Origin of the sequence: Microbacterium sp. 2RAF4 (genome assembly GCF_052115285.1) — a bacterium.
Lineage (GTDB): Bacteria > Actinomycetota > Actinomycetes > Actinomycetales > Microbacteriaceae > Microbacterium > Microbacterium oxydans.
In genome coordinates, this window is sequence record NZ_JBFRGI010000001.1 from 207,127 (window position 1) to 229,276 (window position 22,150).

Annotated in this window: 22 protein-coding genes and 1 pseudogene; 15 read left to right on the top strand and 8 right to left on the bottom strand. The window is 68.0% G+C overall.

Going from position 1 to position 22,150, the window contains the following annotated elements:
• Window positions 1-62: 62 nt before the first annotated feature.
• Both AB4070_RS00985 and AB4070_RS00990 read right to left on the bottom strand, forming a co-directional pair.
• Window positions 63-1,205 (bottom strand): DUF4349 domain-containing protein, encoded by a 1,143-nt coding sequence (locus AB4070_RS00985; RefSeq protein WP_441978535.1) that lies wholly within the window; start codon window positions 1,203-1,205, stop codon window positions 63-65.
• Window positions 1,202-1,762: an RNA polymerase sigma factor gene (locus AB4070_RS00990; protein ID WP_441978536.1), complete on the bottom strand. Its 561-nt coding sequence runs from the start codon at window positions 1,760-1,762 to the stop codon at window positions 1,202-1,204. Before AB4070_RS00990 ends, AB4070_RS00985 begins: the two co-directional genes overlap by 4 nt.
• 281 nt (window positions 1,763-2,043) lie before the next feature.
• On the opposite strand from AB4070_RS00990, the gene AB4070_RS00995 reads away from it, so the two are divergent.
• Window positions 2,044-3,048, top strand: coding sequence for a TerC/Alx family metal homeostasis membrane protein (locus tag AB4070_RS00995; protein ID WP_378874895.1), 1,005 nt, complete (start codon window positions 2,044-2,046; stop codon window positions 3,046-3,048).
• 49 nt (window positions 3,049-3,097) lie between these two features.
• Window positions 3,098-3,595: a DUF427 domain-containing protein gene (locus AB4070_RS01000; RefSeq protein ID WP_441978537.1), complete on the top strand. Its 498-nt coding sequence runs from the start codon at window positions 3,098-3,100 to the stop codon at window positions 3,593-3,595.
• 18 nt (window positions 3,596-3,613) lie between these two features.
• Here the strand turns inward: AB4070_RS01000 and AB4070_RS01005 are convergent.
• Together AB4070_RS01005 and AB4070_RS01010 are read right to left on the bottom strand one after the other, a co-directional pair.
• Window positions 3,614-4,927 (bottom strand): annotated as a pseudogene (locus AB4070_RS01005) (LLM class flavin-dependent oxidoreductase).
• Window positions 4,924-6,219, bottom strand: a complete 1,296-nt coding sequence (locus AB4070_RS01010) for an O-acetylhomoserine aminocarboxypropyltransferase/cysteine synthase family protein (RefSeq protein ID WP_441978538.1) — start codon at window positions 6,217-6,219, stop codon at window positions 4,924-4,926. Before AB4070_RS01010 ends, AB4070_RS01005 begins: the two are co-directional and overlap by 4 nt.
• A gap of 205 nt (window positions 6,220-6,424) precedes the next feature.
• Between AB4070_RS01010 and leuC the strand changes: the two genes are divergently transcribed.
• The 6 genes from leuC (at window position 6,425) to AB4070_RS01040 (ending at window position 12,772) form a co-directional block, all read left to right on the top strand.
• Entirely contained in the window at window positions 6,425-7,867 is a 1,443-nt protein-coding gene (gene leuC, locus AB4070_RS01015) for a 3-isopropylmalate dehydratase large subunit (protein ID WP_441978539.1), read from the top strand.
• 3 nt (window positions 7,868-7,870) lie between these two features.
• Window positions 7,871-8,467 carry a 3-isopropylmalate dehydratase small subunit gene (leuD, locus tag AB4070_RS01020; RefSeq protein WP_058630588.1) on the top strand — a complete coding sequence of 199 codons (597 nt, stop codon included), beginning with the start codon at window positions 7,871-7,873 and terminating at the stop codon, window positions 8,465-8,467.
• A gap of 65 nt (window positions 8,468-8,532) precedes the next feature.
• Complete coding sequence (gene murA / locus AB4070_RS01025) at window positions 8,533-9,900, top strand: UDP-N-acetylglucosamine 1-carboxyvinyltransferase (RefSeq protein ID WP_441978540.1); 1,368 nt, start codon at window positions 8,533-8,535, stop codon at window positions 9,898-9,900.
• Window positions 9,897-10,661 carry a lysophospholipid acyltransferase family protein gene (locus AB4070_RS01030; RefSeq protein WP_441978541.1) on the top strand — a complete coding sequence of 255 codons (765 nt, stop codon included), beginning with the start codon at window positions 9,897-9,899 and terminating at the stop codon, window positions 10,659-10,661. Before murA ends, AB4070_RS01030 begins: the two co-directional genes overlap by 4 nt.
• Complete coding sequence (locus AB4070_RS01035; protein WP_282847017.1) at window positions 10,651-11,784, top strand: NAD(P)H-dependent glycerol-3-phosphate dehydrogenase; 1,134 nt, start codon at window positions 10,651-10,653, stop codon at window positions 11,782-11,784. The genes AB4070_RS01030 and AB4070_RS01035 overlap by 11 nt, the downstream gene beginning before the upstream one ends.
• The gene (locus AB4070_RS01040) at window positions 11,690-12,772 is read left to right on the top strand and encodes a D-alanine--D-alanine ligase family protein (protein WP_441978542.1); all 1,083 of its coding nucleotides are present in this window, start codon (window positions 11,690-11,692) and stop codon (window positions 12,770-12,772) included. Before AB4070_RS01035 ends, AB4070_RS01040 begins: the two co-directional genes overlap by 95 nt.
• 20 nt (window positions 12,773-12,792) lie before the next feature.
• Here the strand turns inward: AB4070_RS01040 and AB4070_RS01045 are convergent, their stop codons facing one another.
• Window positions 12,793-13,275, bottom strand: coding sequence for a DUF3515 domain-containing protein (locus AB4070_RS01045; RefSeq protein ID WP_441978543.1), 483 nt, complete (start codon window positions 13,273-13,275; stop codon window positions 12,793-12,795).
• A gap of 23 nt (window positions 13,276-13,298) precedes the next feature.
• On the opposite strand from AB4070_RS01045, the gene thiL reads away from it, so the two are divergent.
• Complete coding sequence (gene thiL, locus AB4070_RS01050) at window positions 13,299-14,294, top strand: thiamine-phosphate kinase (protein WP_441978544.1); 996 nt, start codon at window positions 13,299-13,301, stop codon at window positions 14,292-14,294.
• Here the strand turns inward: thiL and rsmD are convergent.
• Complete coding sequence (gene rsmD / locus AB4070_RS01055) at window positions 14,264-14,881, bottom strand: 16S rRNA (guanine(966)-N(2))-methyltransferase RsmD (protein WP_441978545.1); 618 nt, start codon at window positions 14,879-14,881, stop codon at window positions 14,264-14,266. The two genes, thiL and rsmD, sit on opposite strands and share 31 nt — an antisense overlap.
• 61 nt (window positions 14,882-14,942) lie before the next feature.
• Here rsmD and AB4070_RS01060 point away from each other — a divergent pair, with 61 nt between their 5' ends.
• The 6 genes from AB4070_RS01060 to mutM all read left to right on the top strand — a co-directional run bounded on the left by AB4070_RS01060 (window position 14,943) and on the right by mutM (window position 20,038).
• Window positions 14,943-17,117, top strand: a complete 2,175-nt coding sequence (locus tag AB4070_RS01060) for an ATP-dependent DNA helicase RecG (RefSeq protein ID WP_441978546.1) — start codon at window positions 14,943-14,945, stop codon at window positions 17,115-17,117.
• 30 nt (window positions 17,118-17,147) lie between these two features.
• Entirely contained in the window at window positions 17,148-17,645 is a 498-nt protein-coding gene (gene coaD, locus AB4070_RS01065; RefSeq protein ID WP_441978547.1) for a pantetheine-phosphate adenylyltransferase, read from the top strand.
• Between the two features lie 70 nt (window positions 17,646-17,715).
• The gene (locus AB4070_RS01070; protein WP_441979020.1) at window positions 17,716-18,264 is read left to right on the top strand and encodes a YceD family protein; all 549 of its coding nucleotides are present in this window, start codon (window positions 17,716-17,718) and stop codon (window positions 18,262-18,264) included.
• A gap of 2 nt (window positions 18,265-18,266) precedes the next feature.
• Window positions 18,267-18,476, top strand: coding sequence for a 50S ribosomal protein L32 (gene rpmF / locus AB4070_RS01075; protein ID WP_017830754.1), 210 nt, complete (start codon window positions 18,267-18,269; stop codon window positions 18,474-18,476).
• Window positions 18,477-18,486: 10 nt separating this feature from the next.
• Window positions 18,487-19,179: a ribonuclease III gene (gene rnc, locus AB4070_RS01080; protein ID WP_441978548.1), complete on the top strand. Its 693-nt coding sequence runs from the start codon at window positions 18,487-18,489 to the stop codon at window positions 19,177-19,179.
• On the top strand, window positions 19,172-20,038 hold the full coding sequence (mutM, locus tag AB4070_RS01085; protein WP_441978549.1) for a bifunctional DNA-formamidopyrimidine glycosylase/DNA-(apurinic or apyrimidinic site) lyase: 867 nt from the start codon (window positions 19,172-19,174) through the stop codon (window positions 20,036-20,038). The genes rnc and mutM overlap by 8 nt, the downstream gene beginning before the upstream one ends.
• Window positions 20,039-20,058: 20 nt before the next feature.
• On the opposite strand, the gene AB4070_RS01090 is transcribed toward mutM, so the two are convergent.
• A complete protein-coding gene (locus AB4070_RS01090; protein ID WP_441978550.1) occupies window positions 20,059-21,381 on the bottom strand; it encodes a permease in 1,323 nt (440 codons plus the stop codon).
• Window positions 21,378-22,073, bottom strand: coding sequence for an ABC transporter ATP-binding protein (locus AB4070_RS01095; protein WP_441978551.1), 696 nt, complete (start codon window positions 22,071-22,073; stop codon window positions 21,378-21,380). Before AB4070_RS01095 ends, AB4070_RS01090 begins: the two co-directional genes overlap by 4 nt.
• Between the last annotated feature and the right edge of the window lie 77 nt (window positions 22,074-22,150).

A 22,150-nucleotide genomic window follows, 5' to 3' on the forward strand; every position in this document is an offset into this window, starting at 1 on the left:
AATCAGGGAATGAGCCGGTTCCCCACGTCGGGAGAACCGGCCCATCCCACGTTGTCGCCCGATCAGTTGCCGTCGGTGGCCTCGGGATGGGACGGGACCTGCTGGTCGCGGCGACGCTGGCGCCGCCGGGCGCGGCGGATGAGCCAGACGAGCAGCACGACGGCGCCCGCGATCGCGAGCCAGGGGAGGATGAACCCGACGGCGATCACCAGGGCGTTCAGCGACACGACGAGTCCGTTCCATCCCGCCATCAGACCGTCCCCGAAGCCCGCAGGATCGGCAGTCGTCGGTGCGGTCGCCTTCGTCAGCTGCACCTGCAGCGACGACATGGCGACCTGGTCGTCGAGCGCGGCGAGTTGCTGTTCGTACGATTCGAGCTGTGCCTGACGGTCGGTGAGCGCCACCTCGGCCTCGATCAGCTCGGAGACGCTGCCTGACTGCGCCATCAGCTGCGTGAGCCGCTCGACGGACGCCTTGGTGGAGTCGACCCTGGCCTGCAGGTCGATGGCGACTGAGGTCACATCCTGCTTCGAGGTGGACGACGAGAGTACTTCGCCGGTGTCGTCGAGTGCGGCGATCGCTGTCGGGAGGTCGGCGGAGGGCACTCGGATGCTGATCCAGCCGTACGCCGAGTCTGCGGGGTCCGGAACGGGCTCGGATGAGCCGTCGACGGCGACCGACTTCCCGATCTCGGTGCTCTCGACGTAGCCGCCGTGCTCCTCGGCGAGGGCGGCGATCGCCGCTGCCGCCTCGGGGATGTTCTTCACCTGAACGGTCGCCTGCGCCGTGGCGATGATCTCGCGACCGCTGTCGTTCTCCGCAACGCCGGGGAGCGTACCCGCACTCGTGTCCGGGCCCAGAGCGCCATCCGGCGCTGACTCTGCGGTCAGACCCGTGATCCGCTCGGGACCTGACGGTGCGGCGTCGGAGGAGGAGCCCTCGGACATGCTGACACCGTCGGCGGTGACGGAGCTCGCACCGCCGACCGCGCTGAGGATGGGCGGGGTCACGAGAACTCCGACCACGAAGGCAGCCGCGATACCGCCTGCCGTGAGCCAGCCGCGTCGCCGCGACCGCGTCTTCGTCGCGGTGAGCGGTGCCGGCGCCCGCTCTGCGGCGATCTCGGCGAACACGGCATCTTCGATGCGGGCGATGGTCTCGTCCGAGAGCTCTGGCAGGTCGCCGCTGGTGGTCTGGTCGTTCATGCGTCCCTCGCTTCGGTCACGGCGCCTCGCAGCTGCGTGCGCACTCGTGAGAGACGGTTCCGGACGACGGCGTGCGTCACCCCGAGCTCATCCGCAGCGACCTGGTAGGCGTATCCCTCCGTGGCGCACAGACGGAAGACCTCGCGATCCAACTCGCTGAGCGTGCCCACCTCGCGGGCGATCCGCGCCGCGAGCTCCGCGGTGATGACCTGTTCCTCGACGCTCACCGTGTCGGCCAGCAGTGTCTCGTCGACGGCTTCGGCGGTGTGCGCCTGGTCTCGCCGACGCTGCCGGAGCCGATTCGCCGCCTGGAACCGGCAGATCGTGGCGAGCCACGGAAGGATCGACTCGCCCCGGAGTTCGAGGTCGGGCAGCTTCCGCCAGGCGACGACGAACGTCTCCTGTGTCACATCCTCGGCATCTGCCGAGGAGGCGAGGATTCCCTGCGCGATCCAATACACGGGCCGCACGTGAGCGCGGTACAGCTCGCGGAAGGCGCTCTCGTCGCCGTCCGCGGCCTGCGCCGCCCATCTCTGATCATGTGTCTGCAGGGGCATCCTGGTTCCGTTCGGTGTCTCTCACGAGGAGAGTGTCGATCGCCGCCCCATCGTCTCAGATCGGTGGTCCATGCCGATCGGGCGCATGAGATCCGATCGCAATCCGTTCCCGCTCGCCCCGCGCCTCGGGTAGCATTGCCCGGGCGAGAGGGAGTATCCCGCAAACGCGCGTCCGTCATCACGAGCACCGTCATCGTTGCTCCGGGCGCGCGACGCACATCTGTGCGGGGGAGAGACTTTCGACTCATTCCCGACCCCTCCGCGAAAGGTCCAGTGCGCCCTTGGAAATCCCCGTCTGGTTCGAGATCACCTCGATGGTCGTCCTCACGATCATCCTGATCGGCGACCTGCTCCTCATCCGGCTGCGGCCGCACATCCCGTCGACGAAGGAATCCACCCTCTGGGTCGTGTTCTACGTCGGCCTCGCTCTGCTGTTCGCGGTTCTCCTCGGCAACGTCGGCGGCTGGCAGAACGCAGGCGACTTCATCACCGGATGGGCGCTGGAGTACAGCCTCTCGATCGACAACCTGTTCGTGTTCGTGCTGATCATGGCCCAATTCGCCGTGCCGAGGCGCCTGCAGCAGCAGGTGCTCATGATCGGCATCATCATCGCGCTGGTGCTGCGCGGGCTCTTCATCCTTGCCGGTGTCGCGATCGTCGAGAACTTCTCGCCGATCTTCTACATCTTCGGCGCGTTCCTCATCTGGACCGCGATCCGTCAGGCGATGCCGGAGGGCGACCACGAGGGCGAGGTGCAGCGCGAGAACTTCATCGTCCGTCTGCTGCGTCGTCGAGTCGACATCAGCGAGACCTACGACGGCTCGAAGATCCGCACGACGGTCGATGGCAAGCGGATGTGGACGCCCATGGTGATCGTCTTCATCACGATCGGTGTGACCGACCTGATCTTCGCGATCGACTCGATCCCCGCGATCTTCGAGATCACGACCAACGGCTTCCTGGTCTTCTCGGCGAACATCTTCGCGCTCATGGGTCTGCGTCAGCTGTACTTCCTCCTCGGCGATCTGCTCGACCGTCTGCGCTACCTCCACTACGGCATCGCCGTGATCCTCGGCTTCATCGGCGTGAAGCTGATCCTGCACGCTCTGCACGTCAACGAACTGCCGTTCATCAACGGCGGGGAGCACGTGGAATGGGTGCCCGACATCAGCAACATGGTCTCTCTCGGCGTGATCCTGGCCTCGATGACCATCGCCACGGTCGCGAGCCTCATCGCCTCCTCGCGTGAGAAGCGGGCGGCGCGGGCCACGACACCCGTGGAATGACGCGGCACGGTATCGCGCGACACATGGTGAGCAGACGTAGGGTGAGCAGATGCACAGGCCGCGCCCCATCGTCCCGGCCGCCGGGCAGGAATCCGTCTGGGACTACCCGAGGCCACCGCGCGTCGAAGCCGTCGTGGAGCGCATCACCATCCGGCTCGGCGGCCAGCTGATCGCCGACACCGTGGACGCCGTCCGCGTACTGGAGACGAGTCATCCTCCGGTGTACTACCTTCCGATCGCGGACTTCGTCCCCGGTGCTCTCGTCGAAACCACCGGCTCGTCGTTCTGCGAGTTCAAGGGCTCCGCACGATACTTCGATGTGCGTGCCGGCGACACGGTGCGCCCAGGAGCCGCCTGGACCTACCCGCAGCCGACTCGCGGGTTCGAGAGCCTGTCCGATCGGGTCGCCGTGTACGCGGGGCAGATGGACGAGTGCACCGTCGGCGGCGAGGTCGCTTCTCCGCAGCCGGGCGGGTTCTACGGCGGCTGGGTCACCTCGAGGGTCGTCGGCCCCTTCAAGGGCGTTCCCGGGTCGCTGGGTTGGTGACGTTCGGACGCGGATCGATCAGAACTGGTGGAGGTTCGCCTGCAGGCCGCCCTCCGCGTACTCGCGCCGGAGGATACCGCGCCGACGCAGGACGGGGACGAGCTCGTCGAGCGTGCGGTGGAGGGTGACCGGATGGAAGTCGCCCCAGAGCAGCACTCCGTCGTTGCCCCATTCACCGAGCTCCTCGATCAGGTCGGCGAACTCTTCCGCGGTCCCGACGAATCCCGTGCGGTCTGTGATCCTGCCGGTGCGGGCGAGGGCTGTGAGGTGGGCGCGCAGCGGGGCGTCCTCGCCGCGATCGCCGACCAGACGCTGGATGCTCCCGCGGGAGACGTGCGCTCCGAAGATCGAGATGTCGAGCGGCTTGTCGAGGTCGAGCGAGGTCAGATCGGTCTCGAGGTCGCTCGACTGCTTGCGCGCGATCTGGACGAGGGCCGACTCGTCGGGGAGTGCCGACGCCGCGACGATCCGATCGGCCTCCTCGCTCGACGACGTGATCACGGGCTGGATGGCGAAGAGGATCTTGACGTCCTCGGGTCGCCTCCCCTTCGCGAGCGCGGCGTCGTGCACCTTGGCGCGATACTCTCGCACGGACTTCTCGTGCAACGGAGCCAGTGCGAGCTGCACATCGGAGTTCGCACCGGCGAAGCCGAGCCCGCGGCCGGAACCGCCGGGTGAGACGATCGCGGGGTCGCCGTCGGTGAAGGGCACGGCGTTCAGCGGCCCGTCGAAGGCGAAGTACTCGCCGCGGTGCTCGGTGGCCCGCAGACGGCTGCCGTCCGCGAACACATCGGTCTCACGGTCGGCGATCAGTGCGCCGTCATCCCAGCTGCGCCACAGGGCGCGGATCCCGGAGAGCCATTCCTCGGCGCGGTCGTACGCCTCATCGTGGCCGAGCTGCGCCGCGTCGGAGAAATGCCGTGCGCTGCCCGTATCGGTGACGACGTTGAGGCCCAGCCGGTGTCCGCTCAGGTGCTGCAGCGTCGCGAACTGCCGCGCTGCGGTGTAAGGGAGGTAGGCCGCCGGGTTGACGGTGGGCACCACGCCGAGGTGTCTGGTTGCCTGGAAGAGGTACGGCGCGAGGAGAAGAGGGTCGTGCTTGGGGCCGCCGAACGCATGCCGCACGCGCAGGTCGATCGTCGACGGTGATCCCAGTGACGGCGCATCCTCGATGATGACGAGATCGAACCCGGCCTGTTCGAGCGTGCGAGCGGCCTACTGGTAGACCTCGGGGCGCGTCCAGTCGTAGTCCCAGTCGAGCGCGGGGTAGCCCCACCCCTGCGGTCCGAAGCCGCGCGCGAGGAACCAGCCGAAGTGCTGTGGGCGGCTCATGCCACCGTCTCCCGCACGTGCTGCAGCACGTGGGACAGGTCGGAGATGAGATCGTCCACGTCCTCGATACCGATCGAGAGTCGCAGGGTTCCCGGACGGACGCCGAGGACCTCGCGCTCTTCGTCGGTCCGCTGGGCATGACTCGTCGTTCCGGGGTGCAGTACCAGAGAGCGCACGTCCCCGATGTGCGTCATGTGCGTGAAGACCTGCACGTGCTCGACGAATCGTCGAGCCGCCGGAAGCCCTCCTCGCAACGTGAACGTGAAGATCGAGCCGGAACCACCATCGAGATACCGTCTCCCGAGGTCGTGATCCGGGTGCGAGGGGAGCCCCACGTAGTCCACACTCTCGACTTCGGCGTGCTGCTCCAGCCACTGCGCGATCTGCAGCGCGTTCCGTGACTGCCTCTCCACGCGCAGCCCCAGGGTCTCCACGCCCTGCCCGATCAGGAAGGCGTTGAGAGGCGAGGGGGAAGCGCCGAATCGCGGCGCCACGGATTCTCGCGCGTATCCGATCCGTGCGCGTCCGCCGTGGCGGGCGAAGACGCTGGGCGTGTCACCCCGACCTGGGAGGACGAGGTGCGGTGCATTGTGGCCGGCGAGGTCTGCGTCGAAACGCCCGTCGTCGACGATCACGCCGCCGAGGACGGATCCGTGCCCGGCGAGGAACTTCGATGCAGAGTGCACCACGATGGCCGCACCATGCTCGATCGGACGCAGCAGCGCCGGCGTCGCCAGCGTGTTGTCGACGATCAACGGGATCGCGTGCTCGTCGCCGATGTCGCTGACGGCGCGCACGTCGAGAACGTCATTGCGGGCATTCGCGAGAGACTCCGCGAACAGAGCCCGCGTGTTCGGCCGGATCGCGGCGCGCCAGGCCGCCGGGTCGGAGATGTCGTCGATGAACGTGGTCTCGATGTCGAGTCGGGCCAGGTTGTCGAGGAAGAGGCCTCTCGTGCCCTCATAGATGTGCGTGGAGGAGACGATGTGATCGCCGGCACCCGCGACGGTGAGCAGAGCCGTCGCCACGGCGGCCTGCCCGCTCGCGACCAGAACGGCGTCTGCGCCCGACTCGAGGGCGGCGAGCTGGCGCTCCACCGCGCGCACCGTGGGATTCCCCGTCCGGGTGTATCCGAATCCGGTACCGGTGCTGAAGTGATCCGCCGCGTGGTCGAAGTCGTCGAACTCGAAGCCCGCAGTGAGGTAGATCGGCGTGGCCCGAGAGGCAGCCGTCTCTCTGCTTCTCGCCGCATGGACCGCGCGGGTGGCGAAGCGGGCGGTGTCGACGGTCATGCGGTGCCTCTCGGTCGGTCGATGCGCAGGTGGTGCGGGTGTCCTCAGAGTGTCATGACGGGTCAGGGCATGTCGGAGCGGTGGTAATCTGACGTCATGCGGACCGTGCTTCTTCTTCTTAGGCGCCGCGACGAGACCTCGTTCTGAGCCCCTCCTCGTCGCGGAGTCCATCGTGGGCCGAACCGCCAGCCACAGGAGACACGCCATGACCACCACCGCCGGTGCGGATTCCGCACGCCCCAGAACACTCGCCGAGAAGGTCTGGGACGACCACCTCGTCGTGAAGGGCGAGGACGGAGAGCCCGACCTCATCTACATCGACCTCCACCTCGTGCACGAGGTCACCAGCCCGCAGGCATTCGACGGCCTGCGCAGCGAGGGTCGTCCGCTGCGGCGCCTCGATCTGACGATCGCGACCGAAGACCACAACACCCCGACGTGGGAGATCGACAAACCGATCGCGGACCTGACCAGCAGGACGCAGATCGAGACGCTCCGGCGCAACGCGGCTGAGTTCGGTGTGCGTCTGCACTCGCTCGGCGATGCGGAGCAGGGGATCGTGCACGTCGTCGGGCCTCAGCTCGGATTGACGATGCCCGGGATCACCGTGGTCTGCGGTGACTCGCACACGTCCACCCACGGCGCGTTCGGCGCGATGGCGTTCGGCATCGGCACCAGCGAGGTCGAGCACGTCATGGCGACCCAGACGCTTCCCCTCAAGCCCTTCAAGACGATGGCGATCAACGTCGATGGCACTCTGCGATCCGGCGTCACGGCGAAGGACATCATCCTGGCCGTGATCGCCAAGATCGGGACCGGAGGCGGTCAGGGGTACGTGCTCGAGTACCGCGGCAGTGCGATCCGTTCGCTCTCCATGGAGGGGCGCATGACGATCTGCAACATGTCGATCGAGGCCGGCGCACGCGCCGGGATGGTGGCGCCGGACGAGACGACCTTCGCCTACCTCGAGGGCCGCCCGCACGCCCCGAAGGGCCAGGATTGGGACGATGCCGTCGCTTACTGGCGCACGCTCCCGACCGATGACGGGGCCACGTTCGACGCTGAGGTCTTCATAGACGCCGACGAGCTGGAGCCCTTCGTGACGTGGGGCACCAACCCCGGACAGGGGAGCTCGCTCTCCGCCGCGGTTCCCGACCCCGCCGAGATCGTCGACCCGAACGAGCGCGCGGCTGCCGAGCGCGCCCTGGAGTACATGGATCTGACGCCGGGTACGCCTCTCAAGGAGGTGCCGGTCGACGCGGTCTTCATGGGCTCGTGCACCAACAGCCGCATCGAGGATCTGCGCGCGTTCGCGTCGATCATCCAGGGCAAGAAGAAGGCCGACGGCGTGCGCGTCATGGTGGTGCCCGGATCCGCCAGAGTGCGTCTGGAGGCAGAGGCCGAGGGCCTGGACAAGGTGATCAAGGACTTCGGTGCGGAGTGGCGCTTCGCCGGCTGCTCGATGTGCCTGGGCATGAACCCTGATCAGCTGGCTCCGGGGGAGCGCTGCGCATCGACATCGAACCGCAACTTCGAGGGGCGTCAGGGAAAGGGAGGGCGGACTCATCTCGTGTCGCCTCTCGTCGCCGCTGCGACGGCGATCCGCGGCACCCTGTCCAGCCCGAGCGACCTGACGGAAGGGTTCTGACCCATGGAGAAGTTCACCACCCACACCGGTATCGCCGCTCCGCTGAAGCGCTCGAACGTCGACACCGACCAGATCATCCCTGCGGTGTTCCTGAAGCGCGTCACGAAGACCGGCTTCGAAGACGCGCTGTTCCACGGCTGGCGCCAGGACCCCGAGTTCGTGCTCAACCAGCCGTCTTTCCAGGGTGCCTCCGTGCTCGTCGCCGGTCCCGATTTCGGTACCGGCTCCAGCCGTGAGCACGCCGTGTGGGCGTTGCGCGACTTCGGCTTCAAGGTCGTCCTCAGCCCGCGTTTCGCGGACATCTTCCGTGGCAATGCGGGCAAGCAGGGCCTGCTCGCCGCGACGATCTCGGAAGAGGATCTCGAGCGGTTCTGGGCCGAGATCGACCGGAATCCCGGAGCGCAGATGACCGTCGACCTCGAGGCGCGCACCGCGTCGATCGGTGACGTCCAGGCCGAGGTCGGGATCGACGATTACACTAGATGGCGGCTCCTCGAAGGGCTCGATGACATCGGGCTCACGCTGCGCAACGAAGACAAGATCGCGCAGTTCGAGGCCCGTCGCGAGTCGTGGCGGCCCCGAACCCTTCCCGTTCAGTAGACGGTGGGGGCGGGGGAGCCAGGGGCAACCCGCCCCCGAAATCCGTAGATGAAGTGAGGCTCCGAATGACGACACCTGTGCGCGACGCTCTTCCGGACGGAGTCCCTGCACTCACCGGAGACGTCCTCGCCATTCGCGGCGGACGCCCGCTCCGCGGTCGCGTCGACGTCAAGGGCGCGAAGAACCTGGCCACCAAGGCCATGGTCGCCTCGCTCCTCGGCGAGACCGTGAGCACCCTGCGCGATGTGCCGGCGATCAGCGATGTGGCCGTCGTCCGCTCGTTGCTCGAAGTCCACGGCGTCCGTGTCTCTGAGGGCGATGAGCCCGGTTCGCTCGTGTTCGACCCGAGCGATGTGGAGTCCGCGCACTTCGAGGAGATCGACGCGCATGCGGGGGCATCGCGCATCCCGATCCTGTTCTGCGGCCCGCTGCTGCACAGACTCGGTCAGGCGTTCATCCCCGACCTCGGCGGCTGCCGCATCGGAGACCGTCCGATCGACTTCCACCTGGACGCGCTGCGCAAGTTCGGTGCCATCGTCGAGAAGCTCCCCAGCGGCATCCGCCTCTCCACCGGGGGAACCCGCCTGCACGGCGCGAACATCCACCTCCCGTACCCGAGCGTCGGCGCGACCGAGCAGGTGCTGCTGACCGCGGTCCGCGCCGAAGGCGTCACCGAGCTGCGCAACGCGGCCATCGAGCCCGAGATCATGGACCTGATCGCGGTGCTGCAGAAGATGGGCGCGATCATCTCCTACGAGCCGAACCGGGTCATCGTGATCGAAGGCGTGGAGAAGCTCCGCGGCTACGACCACCGCTCGATCTTCGACCGCAACGAAGCCGCCTCGTGGGCCTCCGCAGCGCTGGCCACCGACGGCGAGATCTTCGTCGGCGGCGCCAAGCAGCAGGAGATGCTGACCTTCCTCAACGTCTTCCGCAAGGCCGGAGGCTGGTTCGACATCCACGAGGACGGCATCCAGTTCCGCCGCGACGGCGACATCAAGCCGGTCGTGATCGAGACCGACGTGCACCCCGGCTTCATGACCGACTGGCAGCAGCCGCTCGTCGTCGCACTGACCCAGGCGCACGGCCGCTCCGTCGTGCATGAGACGGTCTACGAGAACCGCATGGGCTTCACCGACGCACTCGTGAAGATGGGCGCCGACATCGTCGTGCACCCCCGGGGTCTGCAGGACGGACCGCGACGCGTTCCGCGTCGCGACCTCGAACAGGCCGCCGTCATCACCGGACCCACACCGCTCCACGGTGCTGACATCGTGGTTCCCGATCTTCGCGGCGGATACAGCCACGTGATCGCAGCCCTGACGGCGACGGGCGAATCGAAGGTGTCGGGTGTCGACATCCTCAGCCGGGGGTATGAGAAGTTCCTCGCCAAGCTCGACGCGCTCGGCGCCGACTTCGACGTCATCCGGTGACCGCCGTGACGTCCCGGTCATCGGAGACGAAGCGTCCGAGCATCTTCTGGCCGCTCGCGGCGCTCGTCATCCCCCCGGTGTCCCTGATCGCGAAGATCCGGATCCGGGGGGCGGAGAAGCTGCCGCAACAGGGTCCCTACATCCTGGCGCCCAACCACTACTCGGAGTTCGACCCGCTGATCGTCGCGGTCGCCATCTGGCGTGCGGGTCGTGCGCCGCGGTTCATGGCCAAGGAGAGCCTGTTCAAGGTCCCCGTGCTCGGCTGGTTCCTGCACCGCACTGGCATGATCCCTGTCGCCCGCACCTCCTCGGCGGCATCCGCGCGTCAGACGATGAAGCAGTCGGAAGAGCTCGTGGAGCACGGCCGTGGCGTGATCGTCTATCCGGAAGGCACACTGACGCGGGATCCCGACCTGTGGCCGATGCGCGGGAAGTCGGGTGCGGTGCGCCTGGCACTCGCCGACGGCATCCCGCTGATCCCGATGGCGCAGTGGGGCACGCAGGAGATCATGGGGCGCTACCAGAAGGGTCTGAGCCTCTGGCCGTTGCGCAAGCCCGTCCACGTCGTCATCGGTGACCCGGTCGACGTGTCCGATCTGCGCGGGCGCGCCGGGGAGCCGGCAGCTCTCAACGAAGCGACCACTCGGCTGATGAACGCGATCACCGCGCTCCTCGAGGAGCTCCGCGGCGAGAAGGCACCGGCCGAACGCTGGAATCCCGCAACCCACGGCCAGAAGGAGACGGGACGCCTTGACTCCTAAGAGAACCGCGCCGGTCGGTCCGCGAGTCGCCGTCATCGGCGCGGGCAGCTGGGGCACGACCTTCGGGAAGATCCTCGCCGACGGCGGCGCTCAGGTGACGATGTGGGCGCGCCGAGCCGAGCTCGCGCAGGAGATCAACGAGGGCAAACGGAACTCCCGCTACCTGCCAGGGATCAACCTTCCGCGCACGATGGCTGCGACGCATGAGCTCGCGACCGCGCTCGACGGCGTCGACCAGGTGTACCTTTCGGTACCGAGCCAGTCGTTGCGGGAGAACCTGAAGGCGCTGCGGCCGCTGATCGCCGACAGCGACACGAAGATCATCAGCCTCATGAAGGGTGTCGAGCGCGGCACCGGGCTGCGGATGAGTCAGGTCATCCAGCAGGAGCTGCGTTGCGACCCCGATCGCGTGGCCGTCGCGTCCGGGCCGAACCTCGCGCTCGAGATCGCGCGTGAGCAGCCGACCGCAGCCGTCATCTCCTCACGGAGCCAGGAGACGGCGGAGATCGTCGCGCGCGCAGCACGGAACAGCTACTTCCGCACCTTCGTCAACACCGACGTGATCGGGACCGAGTTCGGCGGCGTCCTGAAGAACCTGATCGCGGTCGCGATCGGGATCGTCGACGGCGTGGGCTACGGCGAGAACACCAAGGCGTCGATCATCACTCGCGGGCTGGTGGAGATGACCGACTTCGCCGTGGCGAACGGCGCGCACCCGGAGACGCTCCAGGGTCTCGCCGGTCTCGGCGATCTCATCGCCACGTGCCAGTCTCCGCTGAGTCGCAACAACACCGCCGGGCGTCTGCTCGGACAGGGGTACAGCTTCCAGGACGTGGTGAAGCAGATGCAGCAGACCGCTGAGGGGCTCGCATCCGTCGCGCCTATCCTGCAGCTGGCGCGCGAGGCGGAGATCGACATGCCCATCGTCGAGCAGGTGAAGATGGTGCTCGACGGCAAGATGGATCCGCGGGACATCGCACCCCACCTGACGACGGACGACGACACCCCGCAGGGTGAGAGGACCAACCATGGACAAGCAGACGGTGGTGGTGCTCTTCGGCGGGCGCTCCAGCGAGCATTCGATCAGTTCCGCAACGGCGGGGGGCGTGCTGGGGGCGATTGATCGCGACCGATACGACGTGATCCCCGTCGGGATCACCCGCGAAGGCGCTTTCGTGCTCGAGGACGACGACCCGGCGAAGTTCCCGCTGGACGCGGAGCATCTCCCGGAGGTCGCCGACAACGGCACGCGTGTCCTGTGGCCCGAACCGGGAGGCGATCGCACGCTCCGTGTGGTGCAGACCGACGGCTCCGTCGCGGGTCTCGGCGAGATCGATGTCGTGCTCCCGATCCTGCACGGACCGCACGGCGAGGACGGCACGATCCAGGGATACTTCGACACGCTCGAGGTTCCCTATGCCGGTGGTGGTGTGCTCGATTCCGCACTGTGCATGGACAAGCACTTCATGAAGATCGCCCTGGAAGCGGCCGGGATCCCTGTCGCGCCCTGGGTGACGGTGCGGCGAAAGGACTGGGACCGTGACGCCTCCGACGTGCGGGCGCGGGCCGCTGACCTCGGCCTTCCTGTGTTCGTGAAGCCCGCGCGGGCGGGCTCGAGCGTCGGCGTCTCCAAGGTCGAGAATGCCGACGAGCTCGATGCGGCGCTGGCCGTGGCGTTCGCCGAGGACGACAAGGTGCTGATCGAGACCGGCGTGAGCGGCCGCGAGATCGAGGTCGCCGTGCTCGAGGGCGTCGACGGCGTCCGTGCGTCACTCCCCGGGGAGATCGTGCTGACGTCGAGGGGCTTCTACGATTTCGAGGGCAAGTACCTCGGCGGGGACGGTGTGGACGTCGTGTGTCCTGCGGACCTCACTGAGGCGGAGCGCACCGCCATCCAGGAGATCGGTGTTCAGGCCTTCGAGGCGGTGGACGGGCGCGGGCTCGCCCGTGTCGACATGTTCCTGACACCGTCCGGCGAACTCGTGGTGAACGAGCTCAACACGATGCCGGGGTTCACGCCCATCTCGATGTTCCCCAAGTGCTGGGTCGCGTCGGGTCTGAGCTACGGCGATCTCATCACCGAGCTCGTCGAAGCCGGCCTTCGCCGCTGAGGGTCCGGTCCCCGGGGGGATCAGCCTGCAGGGAACTCGACGCGATCCGTGCACTGCCCGGTGGCAGGCTGCAGCCCCGACTGGATGCTGGCCGAGATCTTGTCGACGATGGTCTGGAAGTCGATCTGCTCGCCGCGCTTGATCGTGACCTCCACCGCAGGGGCGCGACCGAACGTGACGAGGCGCTGACGCTCCTCCTCCTGGTCGAGGACCAGCCAGTCGACTCCGCCGATGGTCGTGCACACCAGCGCGGAGGGAGCAGGGGGTTCCACGCCGCAGCGCAGAACGACTGTGGGGTCTCCCCACGCACCTGTCGCCTGCGCATCGGTGAAGACGCGATCGAGTCCGCCGACGCTCTCCGGGAGCAGTACAGACACGTTCGCGCATGCGGGGTTGTTCGCATCCGCTGCGGGCTCGAGATGCACGGTGGTCGCACAGCCGGCGAGCACAGCGCTGAGTGCCGCTGCTCCGGCGAGGGCAGCGAGGCGACGGGAACGGGGCATGCTTCCAGGCTACCTTTGACAGCATGCCCTCCCGACCCGACGCCGACGATCCACGCCTGGGAGATGTGTCCGAAGGGCGCATTCTCCGCGCGATACTGTCACGCACACCGGCAGCCTCGCACGCGCTCATCGGGCCGGGCGATGACGCCGCGGTGATAGCGACCCCGTCGGGCTCCGTGGTGGCGACGACGGACACGCTGGTGCACGGCCCCGACTTCCGCCTCGCCTGGTCCAGCGGATACGACATCGGCTGGAAGTCCGCGGCGGTGAATCTCGCGGACGTCGCGGCCATGGGCGCGCGTCCGACGGCGCTTCTGGTCGCACTCGCGGTGCCGCGCGAACTACGAGTCTCCTTCGTCGAGCGACTCGCCGACGGCTTCCGGGATGCCTGTGCCGCGCTCGCGCCGGGCTGTGCGGTCGTCGGTGGTGATCTCACCGTCTCCGACACGTTGACCGTCGCGGTCACGGCCCTGGGCGACCTGGAAGGACGCGCCGCCGTGACGCGGAGCGGCGCACGTCCCGGTGACGTGGTCGCCGTCGCCGGGGAGCTCGGCCACGCGGCACGTGGTCTCGCCGTTCTGTTCGGGAGGTTCCGGGATGGGGATGTGCCGGTGCCCGTCGACCCTGGCGCTCTCGCAGCAGGCGAGAGCGAAGCGGTGAAGGCGCAGTTGCGCCCGTCGCCCCCGATCGGTCTCGGCGCGGTGGCGGCGACGGCCGGCGCGACCGCCATGATGGACGTCTCCGACGGGCTGGCTCTCGATGCACGACGGATGGCTGCCGCGTCCGGCGTGACGATCGCCCTCGACAGTGCGCTCCTCGGCGCCGATCCGGCGAGAGCTCTCGCCGGGGGAGAGGATCACGCGCTGCTCGCCACCTTCCCCGAGGGCCTCCTGCCGCCGGCGTTCCGGGCCATCGGCAGGGTGCGCGCCGCCGGCGATGAGGACCTGATGTGCGATGAGCAGCCGGTCGACCTCAGCGGTTGGGATCCCTATCGGGACTGGGACTCGGCCGCGGGCTGACCGACGGGGCCCGGGGTCTCGTCCTCCGTCGCCGGCTCGGCCCACCACAGGGTCGTGTCACCGTACGACTTCTCGCGGAACAGCTCCAGGTTCGCCGCGCCGAAGTCCGGAGGCGTGGACCGACGAGCTCGTTCCACCACCACCACGGCGTCCGAGGACAGGAGCGGCGCGAGCGCGACGAGGTCGGCCGTCATGGCAGCGTCGCCGAGGTCGTAGGGCGGATCGCTGAACACGAGGTCGTAGGGTCCGACTGCGCGATGCAGGAAGGCCTGCGCCGTGCTCTCGTGAACGCGCCCGAGCGGGAGGTTCCCTGCTTTCGCGACGACCTCCACGTTGCGTCGGACGATGGCTGCGGCCTGGCGACCGCGCTCCACGAACTCGACGCTCGCTGCTCCACGGCTGAGCGACTCGAGCCCGAGGGCGCCCGAGCCGGCATACAGGTCGAGGACCCGTGCGCCGGCGATGGCGCTCAGGGACTCCAGAGCGCCGAAAAGCGATTCGCGCACACGGTCGCTCGTTGGTCGGGTTCCCGAGCCCGGAACCTCGAGCCGGGCACCTCTGGCGCTGCCTGCGATGATCCTCGTCACCCGTTCACGATACGACAGCTCGTGTGCCTGCCGTGTCCCTCGTGTTCCCTAGACTCGGAGCATGTCGCTCACGCTCGATTCCTCGTTGGAGGACGCCATCGGTGCGGCGTCGTCCAAGACGCTCGGTCGGGCCTTCGGCATGAAGAGCGTCGGCGACCTGCTGTCCCACTACCCTCGCCGCTACGCCGATCCGGGAGAGCTGACGCCCATCCGTGACCTCCCGCTCGGCGAGACCGTCACCATCGTGGCCGAGGTGCTCTCCTCGAGCTTCCGACGGATGCGGAACCGTCCCGGCGCGATGGTCGACGTCGTGATCGGCGACGGCATCGGACGCATGTCCCTCACGTTCTTCGCGAAGAACGTCGGCGCGGCGGAGTGGCGCTCGAAGGACCTCGCAGTCGGTCGTCGCGGTGTGTTCTCCGGCAAGGTCGGGGAGTTCAACGGCGTGACGCAGTTCGCCCACCCGGAGTACGAGCTGTTCGATGACGAGGACTCCGCCCGTCGCAGTGCCGACGCGCGCGCCACCGTGCCGATCCCCATCTACCCCGCCACCTCCGCGATCCAGACGTGGCAGATCGCACGACTGGTCGGTCGCGTTCTCGACGACCTGGCAGACGCACCCGATCCACTGACCGCGGAGATCAGGGAGAGTGAAGAGCTGCTCACCGCTCGCGAGGCTCTGGAGCTCGTGCATCGCCCGCGGACGCGGAACGACATCGATCCGGCGGTGCGGACGCTGCGGATGCATGAGGCCCTCACCTTGCAGACGGCACTCCTGCAGCAGCGCGACGCGATCCGGGCTCTCGCCGCCACGTCTCGCCCCGCGAAGCCCGGCGGGTTGCTCGAACGCTTCGATGCGAGCCTTCCATACACGCTCACCGCCGACCAGGAGACTGTGGGACGGCAGATCGCCGCGGATCTCGTGGGCGCCTGGCCCATGAACCGTCTGGTCCAGGGAGAGGTCGGCTCCGGCAAGACCCTGGTCGCTCTGCGGGCGATGCTGCAGGTGGCGGAGAGTGGCGGACAGGCGGCCTTGATCGCGCCGACGGAGGTGCTCGCGGGGCAGCACCTCCGCTCGATCACCAAGATGCTCGGCCCCGATCTCGCCCCCCTGCTGATGCCGACGCTCCTGACCGGTCAGATGCCGGCGGCCGATCGTCGCAAGGCTGCCCTGCGGGTCGCCTCAGGTCAGGCACTGATCGTCGTCGGGACTCATGCGCTGCTGGGCGAGAAGACCACCTTCGCCGATCTCGGTCTGGTCGTCGTCGACGAACAGCATCGGTTCGGTGTCGAGCAGCGCGAGGCGCTGCGCGCGAAGGGATCGAGTCCGCACGCGCTGGTGCTGACCGCGACTCCGATCCCGCGGACGGTCGCGATGACGGTCTTCGGCGATCTCGACACCTCCGTCATCCGCACCATGCCGGCCGGGCGTGCCGGCATCGAGTCGTTCGTCGCCCCTCTCGCCGAGCACCCAGGATGGTTCAACCGTGTGTGGGAGCGCGCCGCCGAGGAGATCGCCCAGGGACGGCAGGTCTTCGCGGTGTGTGCCGCGATCGACACGGCCAAGAAGACGACAGAGGCAGGGGAGCAGCAGGCGCTCGCTCCGGAGGGAGCGTCAGGACCGCGCTGGGGGGTGGTGCAGCTCGATGAGGCGCTGTCGACCCATCCGACGTTGGGCGGACTGCGGCGTGCCGTGCTCCACGGTCGCATGCCCGCGGATGAGAAGGATGCCGTGATGCAGTCGTTCGCACGCGGTGACATCGATCTGCTCCTGGCCACGACCGTGATCGAGGTGGGCGTCGACGTGCCCAACGCGTCGACGATGATCGTCCTGGACGCGGACCGGTTCGGCGTCTCTCAACTGCACCAGCTCCGCGGCCGGGTCGGTCGAGGCGGCGTACCAGGGCTCTGCCTGCTCGTGACCGAGGCTGAGGCGGGCACGCTGGCGCGTGAGCGCGTCGACGCGGTGGCGGCGACTCTCGACGGGTTCGCCCTGGCGGAGGTCGATCTCGAGCTGCGCGGCGAAGGCGACGTGCTGGGGGCCGCGCAGGCGGGCGTTCGCTCCTCTCTGAAGCTGCTCAGGGTGGTGAAGGACGCAGGGCTGATCACCCGTGCACGCGAGGTCGCGGAGGGGCTCCTCGCCGCCGACCCGCAGTTGGCTGATCACCCTGGTCTCCGCGAGGCCATCGGACGCCGCGTGAGCGACGAGGATCGGGCGGCGCTGGCGAAGAACTGACGCGGAACCGGCGTGCCCTAGGCTGGAACCATGAGCAGCCGGATCGCCGTCGTCCCGGGTTCCTTCGATCCGCCTACCCTGGGTCACCTCGATGTGATCCGGCGTGCCGCAGCCCTCTATGACGAGCTGCACGTGCTGGTCGTGCACAATCCGGGCAAAGAGGCGATGCTCCCCATCGCGCAGCGGCTCTCGCTGCTGGAGAGGTCGATCGCGGACGACGGCATGCAGGGCGAGATCGTGATCGGTTCCTGGAGCATGGGGCTCCTGGTCGACTACGCCCGTGACGTCGACGCGGGAGTGCTCGTAAAGGGCATCCGCTCGCAGATCGATGTCGCGTACGAGTCGCCGATGGCGATCGTCAACAGGCACCTCGCCGGCATCGAGACGGTGTTCCTCCTTCCCGACCCCTCGCACGCCATGGTCTCGAGTTCCCTCGTCCGCCAGGTCGCGTCTCTCGGTGGCGATGTGAGTCCCTTCGTTCCGCCCGCTGTCGCTGCATTCCTGGACACGGGGTCCCGCGGGATCTGAACCCTCGCCTGGACGCGGATTCAGGACGACAACATGCAGCGGCCGGTAGCATGGGAGTGTGCGCTCTCGAATGAACGGCCCTTTCGTGCTCCCTGTCCGTGACATCGTCCGGCGTCCGGGTGAGATGCGGGAACACGAGTTCACCGTGACCCTCGCCGAGTCGTGGGGTGAGGGGATCGTGTCCTACGAAGCCGGCTCCGACCTCGATCTCGATGTCCGGCTCGAGTCCGTCCACGAAGGCATCCTCGTGTCGGGAAGCGCCGACGGCGACTACGCCGGCGTGTGCGGAAGATGCCTGATGGACATCACTCGGCCCGTCGAAGTCGAGTTCCAGGAGCTTTTCGCGTATCCTGGTGAGGAAGAAACTGACTTCGAGGTTCAAGACGACCACGTGGATCTTGAAACTCTCGTCAGGGATGCGGCCGTACTGGCACTTCCTTTTCAGCCGGTGTGTCAGCCGGATTGCCCGGGTCTCGACCCGAAAACGGGTGAACGACTGACCGTGAGCACCGGAACGGAGCAGGCCGCTCCCATCGATCCTCGGTGGAGTGCGCTCCAGAACATCACAGACCAAGACGGCACGGAAGAATCTCGTGCCGCCGAGAAAGAAGAGAGCTAGTCATGGCTGGTAACCCCCCGAAGCGCAAGGTATCCCGTTCGAACACCCGCTCGCGTCGCGCGCAGTGGAAGGCGGCGCCCGTCGCGCTCGTCAAGACCATCGAGAACGGCCAGGTCGTCTACAGCCGTCCCCACCAGGCCAAGGTCGTCACCGACTCGCAGGGCACCGAGCTCTTCCTGGAGTACAAGGGCCGCAAGGTCGCCGACGTCTGAGTCGCGTACCGTGACGGAGGTCCCCGGGGGGACGAGACCTCTCCCAGAAAAGCTCCGCGTCGATATCGACGCGGAGCTTCTGGAGTTGGCCCTCACTCACCGCTCCTACGCGTACGAGCACGGCGGCATCCCGCACAATGAGCGGCTCGAGTTCCTCGGCGACTCGGTGCTCGGGCAGGCGGTGACCGTCATGCTCTTCACCACGCATCCTGATCTCGACGAGGGCGAGCTGGCGAAGCGACGTGCCAGCGTCGTGTCGACCGTCGCCCTCGCCGAGGTGGCTCGGGGCATCGACCTCGGCAGTCATCTGCTGCTCGGCCGCGGTGAGGAGCAGACCGGCGGTCGGGACAAGGACTCCATCCTGGCCGACACGATGGAAGCCGTCATCGGCGCGACCTACCTCTCGGCAGGTCCTGACGCTGCCACGGAACTGGTGCTCCGACTGACGAAGCCCCTGTTGGCGGACCCGGAGCGCTACGGCGCCGCCATGGATCCGAAGACCAGCCTGCAGGAGCTCGCCGCGCGGCTCGGCGCCACCCCTCCTCGCTACTCGGTCGAGGCGAGCGGACCGGATCACGACCGTCGTTTCCTGGCCACTGTCAGCGTGGGCGACGTGAGCATGACAGGCGCTGGCAGCAGCAAGAAGACCGCCGAGATGGCAGCAGCGCTCAGTGCCTGGCGCACGCTCAGCGAGCGTGCCTGAGCTTCCTGAAGTCGAGGTCGTCCGCGCAGGCCTCGCACCGGCCGTGGTCGGATCGACCATCACCGCGGTGAGCGTGTTCGATGAGCGCGCCCTCACTCGTCACCTGGCCGGTGCCGCCGACTTCGTCGCTCGCCTCGAGGGACGCATGTTCACCGACGCATCGCGTCGCGGGAAGTTCCTGTGGCTGCCGCTCGATGACGACGATTCTGCGCTGATCGGGCATCTCGGCATGAGCGGTCAGATGCTGTTGCGCGCTCCCGACGCGGGGGCCGAACGTCACGAGCGGGTGCGCATCGGAATCGAGCATCCCCGGCACGGGGAGCTCGCGATCGTCTTCGCCGATCAGCGGACGTTCGGGTCCCTCGCCGTCGACGCGCTGATCGACGATGGTGGATCCCGGATTCCGACCCAGGTGGCGCACATCGCTCGTGATCCCCTCGATCCGGCGTTCGACGACCGGGTGTTCCGAGCGGCTCTGGGGCGAAGGGGGAGTGCGATCAAGCGGGTTCTCCTCGACCAGGGCGTCGTGAGCGGGATCGGCAACATCTACGCGGACGAGTCGCTGTGGGCAGCGCGGATACATCCCGAGACGCCGGCCGATCGTCTGTCGACGCAGGCCGTCCGCAGGCTCCTCGCCGAGGTCCGGCTCGTGCTCGCGAAAGCCCTCGCCGAGGGCGGCACCAGCTTCGATGCGCAGTACGTCAACGTCAACGGCCAAGCCGGGTATTTCGCACACTCCTTAAATGCCTATGGGCAGCAGGGCAAGCCCTGCCCGCGCTGCGGTGCGCCCATCGTGCGCGAGAGCTTCATGAACCGTGGCTCTCACTTCTGCCCGCGCTGCCAGCGGCTGCCGAGATAGTTGCTCCGGAGGGTTTGCGCTCACGCAACCACGAAGGAGCGCTGCAGGAGCGGACGGGTCGCCCACGTCGTCGCCCAGACGACACCGATCCCGACGGACACCACGAGCGCGATGGTCAGCAGCGACTCTGGTGCCGTGATCAGCGCGATGCCGACCAACGGGAACACGAGGATCGCGGCCACGAGCGCCGAGCCGATCGCGGTCACCAGCAACGGTGACATGATCGCCCGCCGTCGCGCCCTGTCCACGGTCTCGAGCGGCATGCCGAGGTGATGCAGACTGCGGTGCAGCTCGCGCTGGTCGAGGACGTCTGAGGCCTGGTTGACCCCGACCGACGCCGCGACCATCAGGAAGGAGCCGATGAGCGTGATGATGAGACCGGTACGGATGTCGTCGGCGAGCGCGATGTCGGCGGCAGTGGCATCGGAGGTGCTCATCATGCTCAGGAGCGCGACTCCGGTACCGGCGAAGACGGCCATGAAGCTCGCCATGGCGATACCACCGACCTGCCGCCATGCCGCTTTCGGCGAGTCCAGCACGATGCGGGCCGCGAGCAGTCGCTCCGGTCGCTCGGCTCGACGGAGGTGCCCTGAGGCGACCACCTTGAGCACCCACGGCCCGACGAGGTTCAGCACTGCCAGCACGGCGCCGAAGAGGCCGGCGAGCACGACGATCGTGAGGACGAGCCCGCCCACGGAAGGGAAGACCTTGATGAGCACGAACGCGATGGCGATCGCGCAGACGGCGAACACGGCCCGAATCCAGTGCACTCTCGGAACATCGGTGCGTGTGCGTACGCCGAGAGGTGAGATGACGACACGGCGCAAGCCGATGATCGCGCTCGTCGACGCGAGGGCGAGGACGGCTGCCACCACGATGGCCGTCTGCACCGGCGGGAGGACGACGGCACCGAATCCGAGGGCTTCGCCGCGGAACGGGATGAGTCCGATGAGCGGGCTGAGGGCGACGTGCGCGACGACACCGACGAGGGCACCGGCCGCGGCGACGAGCACGGATTCCGCCACGGTGGCGACGGTCACGCCCGCCGGAGACACGCCGAGCAGCCGGAGCGTGGAGAGCCGCTCGTCGCGACGACGTGCGGAGAGTCGAGCTGCCGCTCCGCCGACGGACATCAGCGGGACGACCAGCAGCACGAGGGCGATGGCCGCAAGGGATTGGTACAGCGGAGCGAACTCGTCGGTCCACCCCCAGAACGACTGCGCCCCGCCGATGACGGTGAGAACCAGGGTCGTGACGACGGCGAAGGCGACGACGGGCAGTGCGATCACGCTGCCTTGGCCGGGAGCGGGGCGCAGCAGGAGTCCGAGCACATTGCGGTTCATGCGGTCACCGCCGACGAGATGATCCGTCCGTCGCGCACGGCGATCGTTCGCGTGCACCGAGCTGCGACGTCGGCGTCGTGCGTGACGACGACGAGCGTGCGGCCCTGTCCGGTCGTGGACCACAGGAGCGCGTCCATGACCTCCGAGGACGTGGTGGAGTCCAGCGCTCCGGTGGGCTCGTCAGCGAAGACGACCTCCGCACCGGTGGCTTGGGCGCGTGCGATGGCGACGCGCTGCGCCTGCCCGCCCGAAAGCTCGCCGATCCGGCGGTCCTCCATCCCGGCGAGTCCGAGCGCCGCCAGCCAGGATGCGGCGTGCTGCACGGCGTCCTGACGGCGGATGCCGTTGATCATCGAGGCGAGGGCCACATTCTCCACCGCGGTCAGCTCGGGGATGAGAAGGCCCTGCTGGAAGACGAACCCGAACTTCTCGCGTCGCAGTCGTGAGCGCGCGGACTCTCCGAGCGCGGTGACCTCGATGGCGGATCCCTCGGCGGGGCGGAAGACGACTCCGCCTGCGTCAGGCGCGGTGATCCCCGCTAAGACGTGGAGGAGAGTGGTCTTACCCGAACCGGAGGCGCCCATGATGGCGACGGACTCACCGCGATGGATGGCGAGGTCGACGCCGGCGAGGGCGCGTGTCGACCCGAAGTTCTTGCTGAGGGCGTGGGCTTCGATCACGGGGATGTTCATGATTCCAGCCTCGCCGTCCCGCCCGGCTCGGTCGTCGCCCGGGCGGATGACGGTGCGGGCTCGACGTCATCCCGGAG

Excerpts from the sequence above, each read along its gene's own strand:
- thiL (WP_441978544.1), top strand. The coding sequence starts at position 13,299 with ATGCCCTCCCGACCCGACGCCGACGATCCACGCCTGGGAGATGTGTCC.
- AB4070_RS01010 (WP_441978538.1), bottom strand. The coding sequence starts at position 6,219 with ATGACCGTCGACACCGCCCGCTTCGCCACCCGCGCGGTCCATGCGGCG.
- AB4070_RS01095 (WP_441978551.1), bottom strand. The coding sequence starts at position 22,073 with ATGAACATCCCCGTGATCGAAGCCCACGCCCTCAGCAAGAACTTCGGG.
- AB4070_RS01060 (WP_441978546.1), top strand. The coding sequence starts at position 14,943 with ATGTCGCTCACGCTCGATTCCTCGTTGGAGGACGCCATCGGTGCGGCG.
- AB4070_RS01040 (WP_441978542.1), top strand. The coding sequence starts at position 11,690 with ATGGACAAGCAGACGGTGGTGGTGCTCTTCGGCGGGCGCTCCAGCGAG.
- AB4070_RS00990 (WP_441978536.1), bottom strand. The coding sequence starts at position 1,762 with ATGCCCCTGCAGACACATGATCAGAGATGGGCGGCGCAGGCCGCGGAC.
- AB4070_RS01045 (WP_441978543.1), bottom strand. The coding sequence starts at position 13,275 with ATGCCCCGTTCCCGTCGCCTCGCTGCCCTCGCCGGAGCAGCGGCACTC.
- murA (WP_441978540.1), top strand. The coding sequence starts at position 8,533 with ATGACGACACCTGTGCGCGACGCTCTTCCGGACGGAGTCCCTGCACTC.
- leuD (WP_058630588.1), top strand. The coding sequence starts at position 7,871 with ATGGAGAAGTTCACCACCCACACCGGTATCGCCGCTCCGCTGAAGCGC.
- AB4070_RS01090 (WP_441978550.1), bottom strand. The coding sequence starts at position 21,381 with ATGAACCGCAATGTGCTCGGACTCCTGCTGCGCCCCGCTCCCGGCCAA.
- coaD (WP_441978547.1), top strand. The coding sequence starts at position 17,148 with ATGAGCAGCCGGATCGCCGTCGTCCCGGGTTCCTTCGATCCGCCTACC.
- leuC (WP_441978539.1), top strand. The coding sequence starts at position 6,425 with ATGACCACCACCGCCGGTGCGGATTCCGCACGCCCCAGAACACTCGCC.
- AB4070_RS01000 (WP_441978537.1), top strand. The coding sequence starts at position 3,098 with ATGCACAGGCCGCGCCCCATCGTCCCGGCCGCCGGGCAGGAATCCGTC.
- rpmF (WP_017830754.1), top strand. The coding sequence starts at position 18,267 with ATGGCTGGTAACCCCCCGAAGCGCAAGGTATCCCGTTCGAACACCCGC.
- AB4070_RS01070 (WP_441979020.1), top strand. The coding sequence starts at position 17,716 with ATGAACGGCCCTTTCGTGCTCCCTGTCCGTGACATCGTCCGGCGTCCG.
- AB4070_RS00985 (WP_441978535.1), bottom strand. The coding sequence starts at position 1,205 with ATGAACGACCAGACCACCAGCGGCGACCTGCCAGAGCTCTCGGACGAG.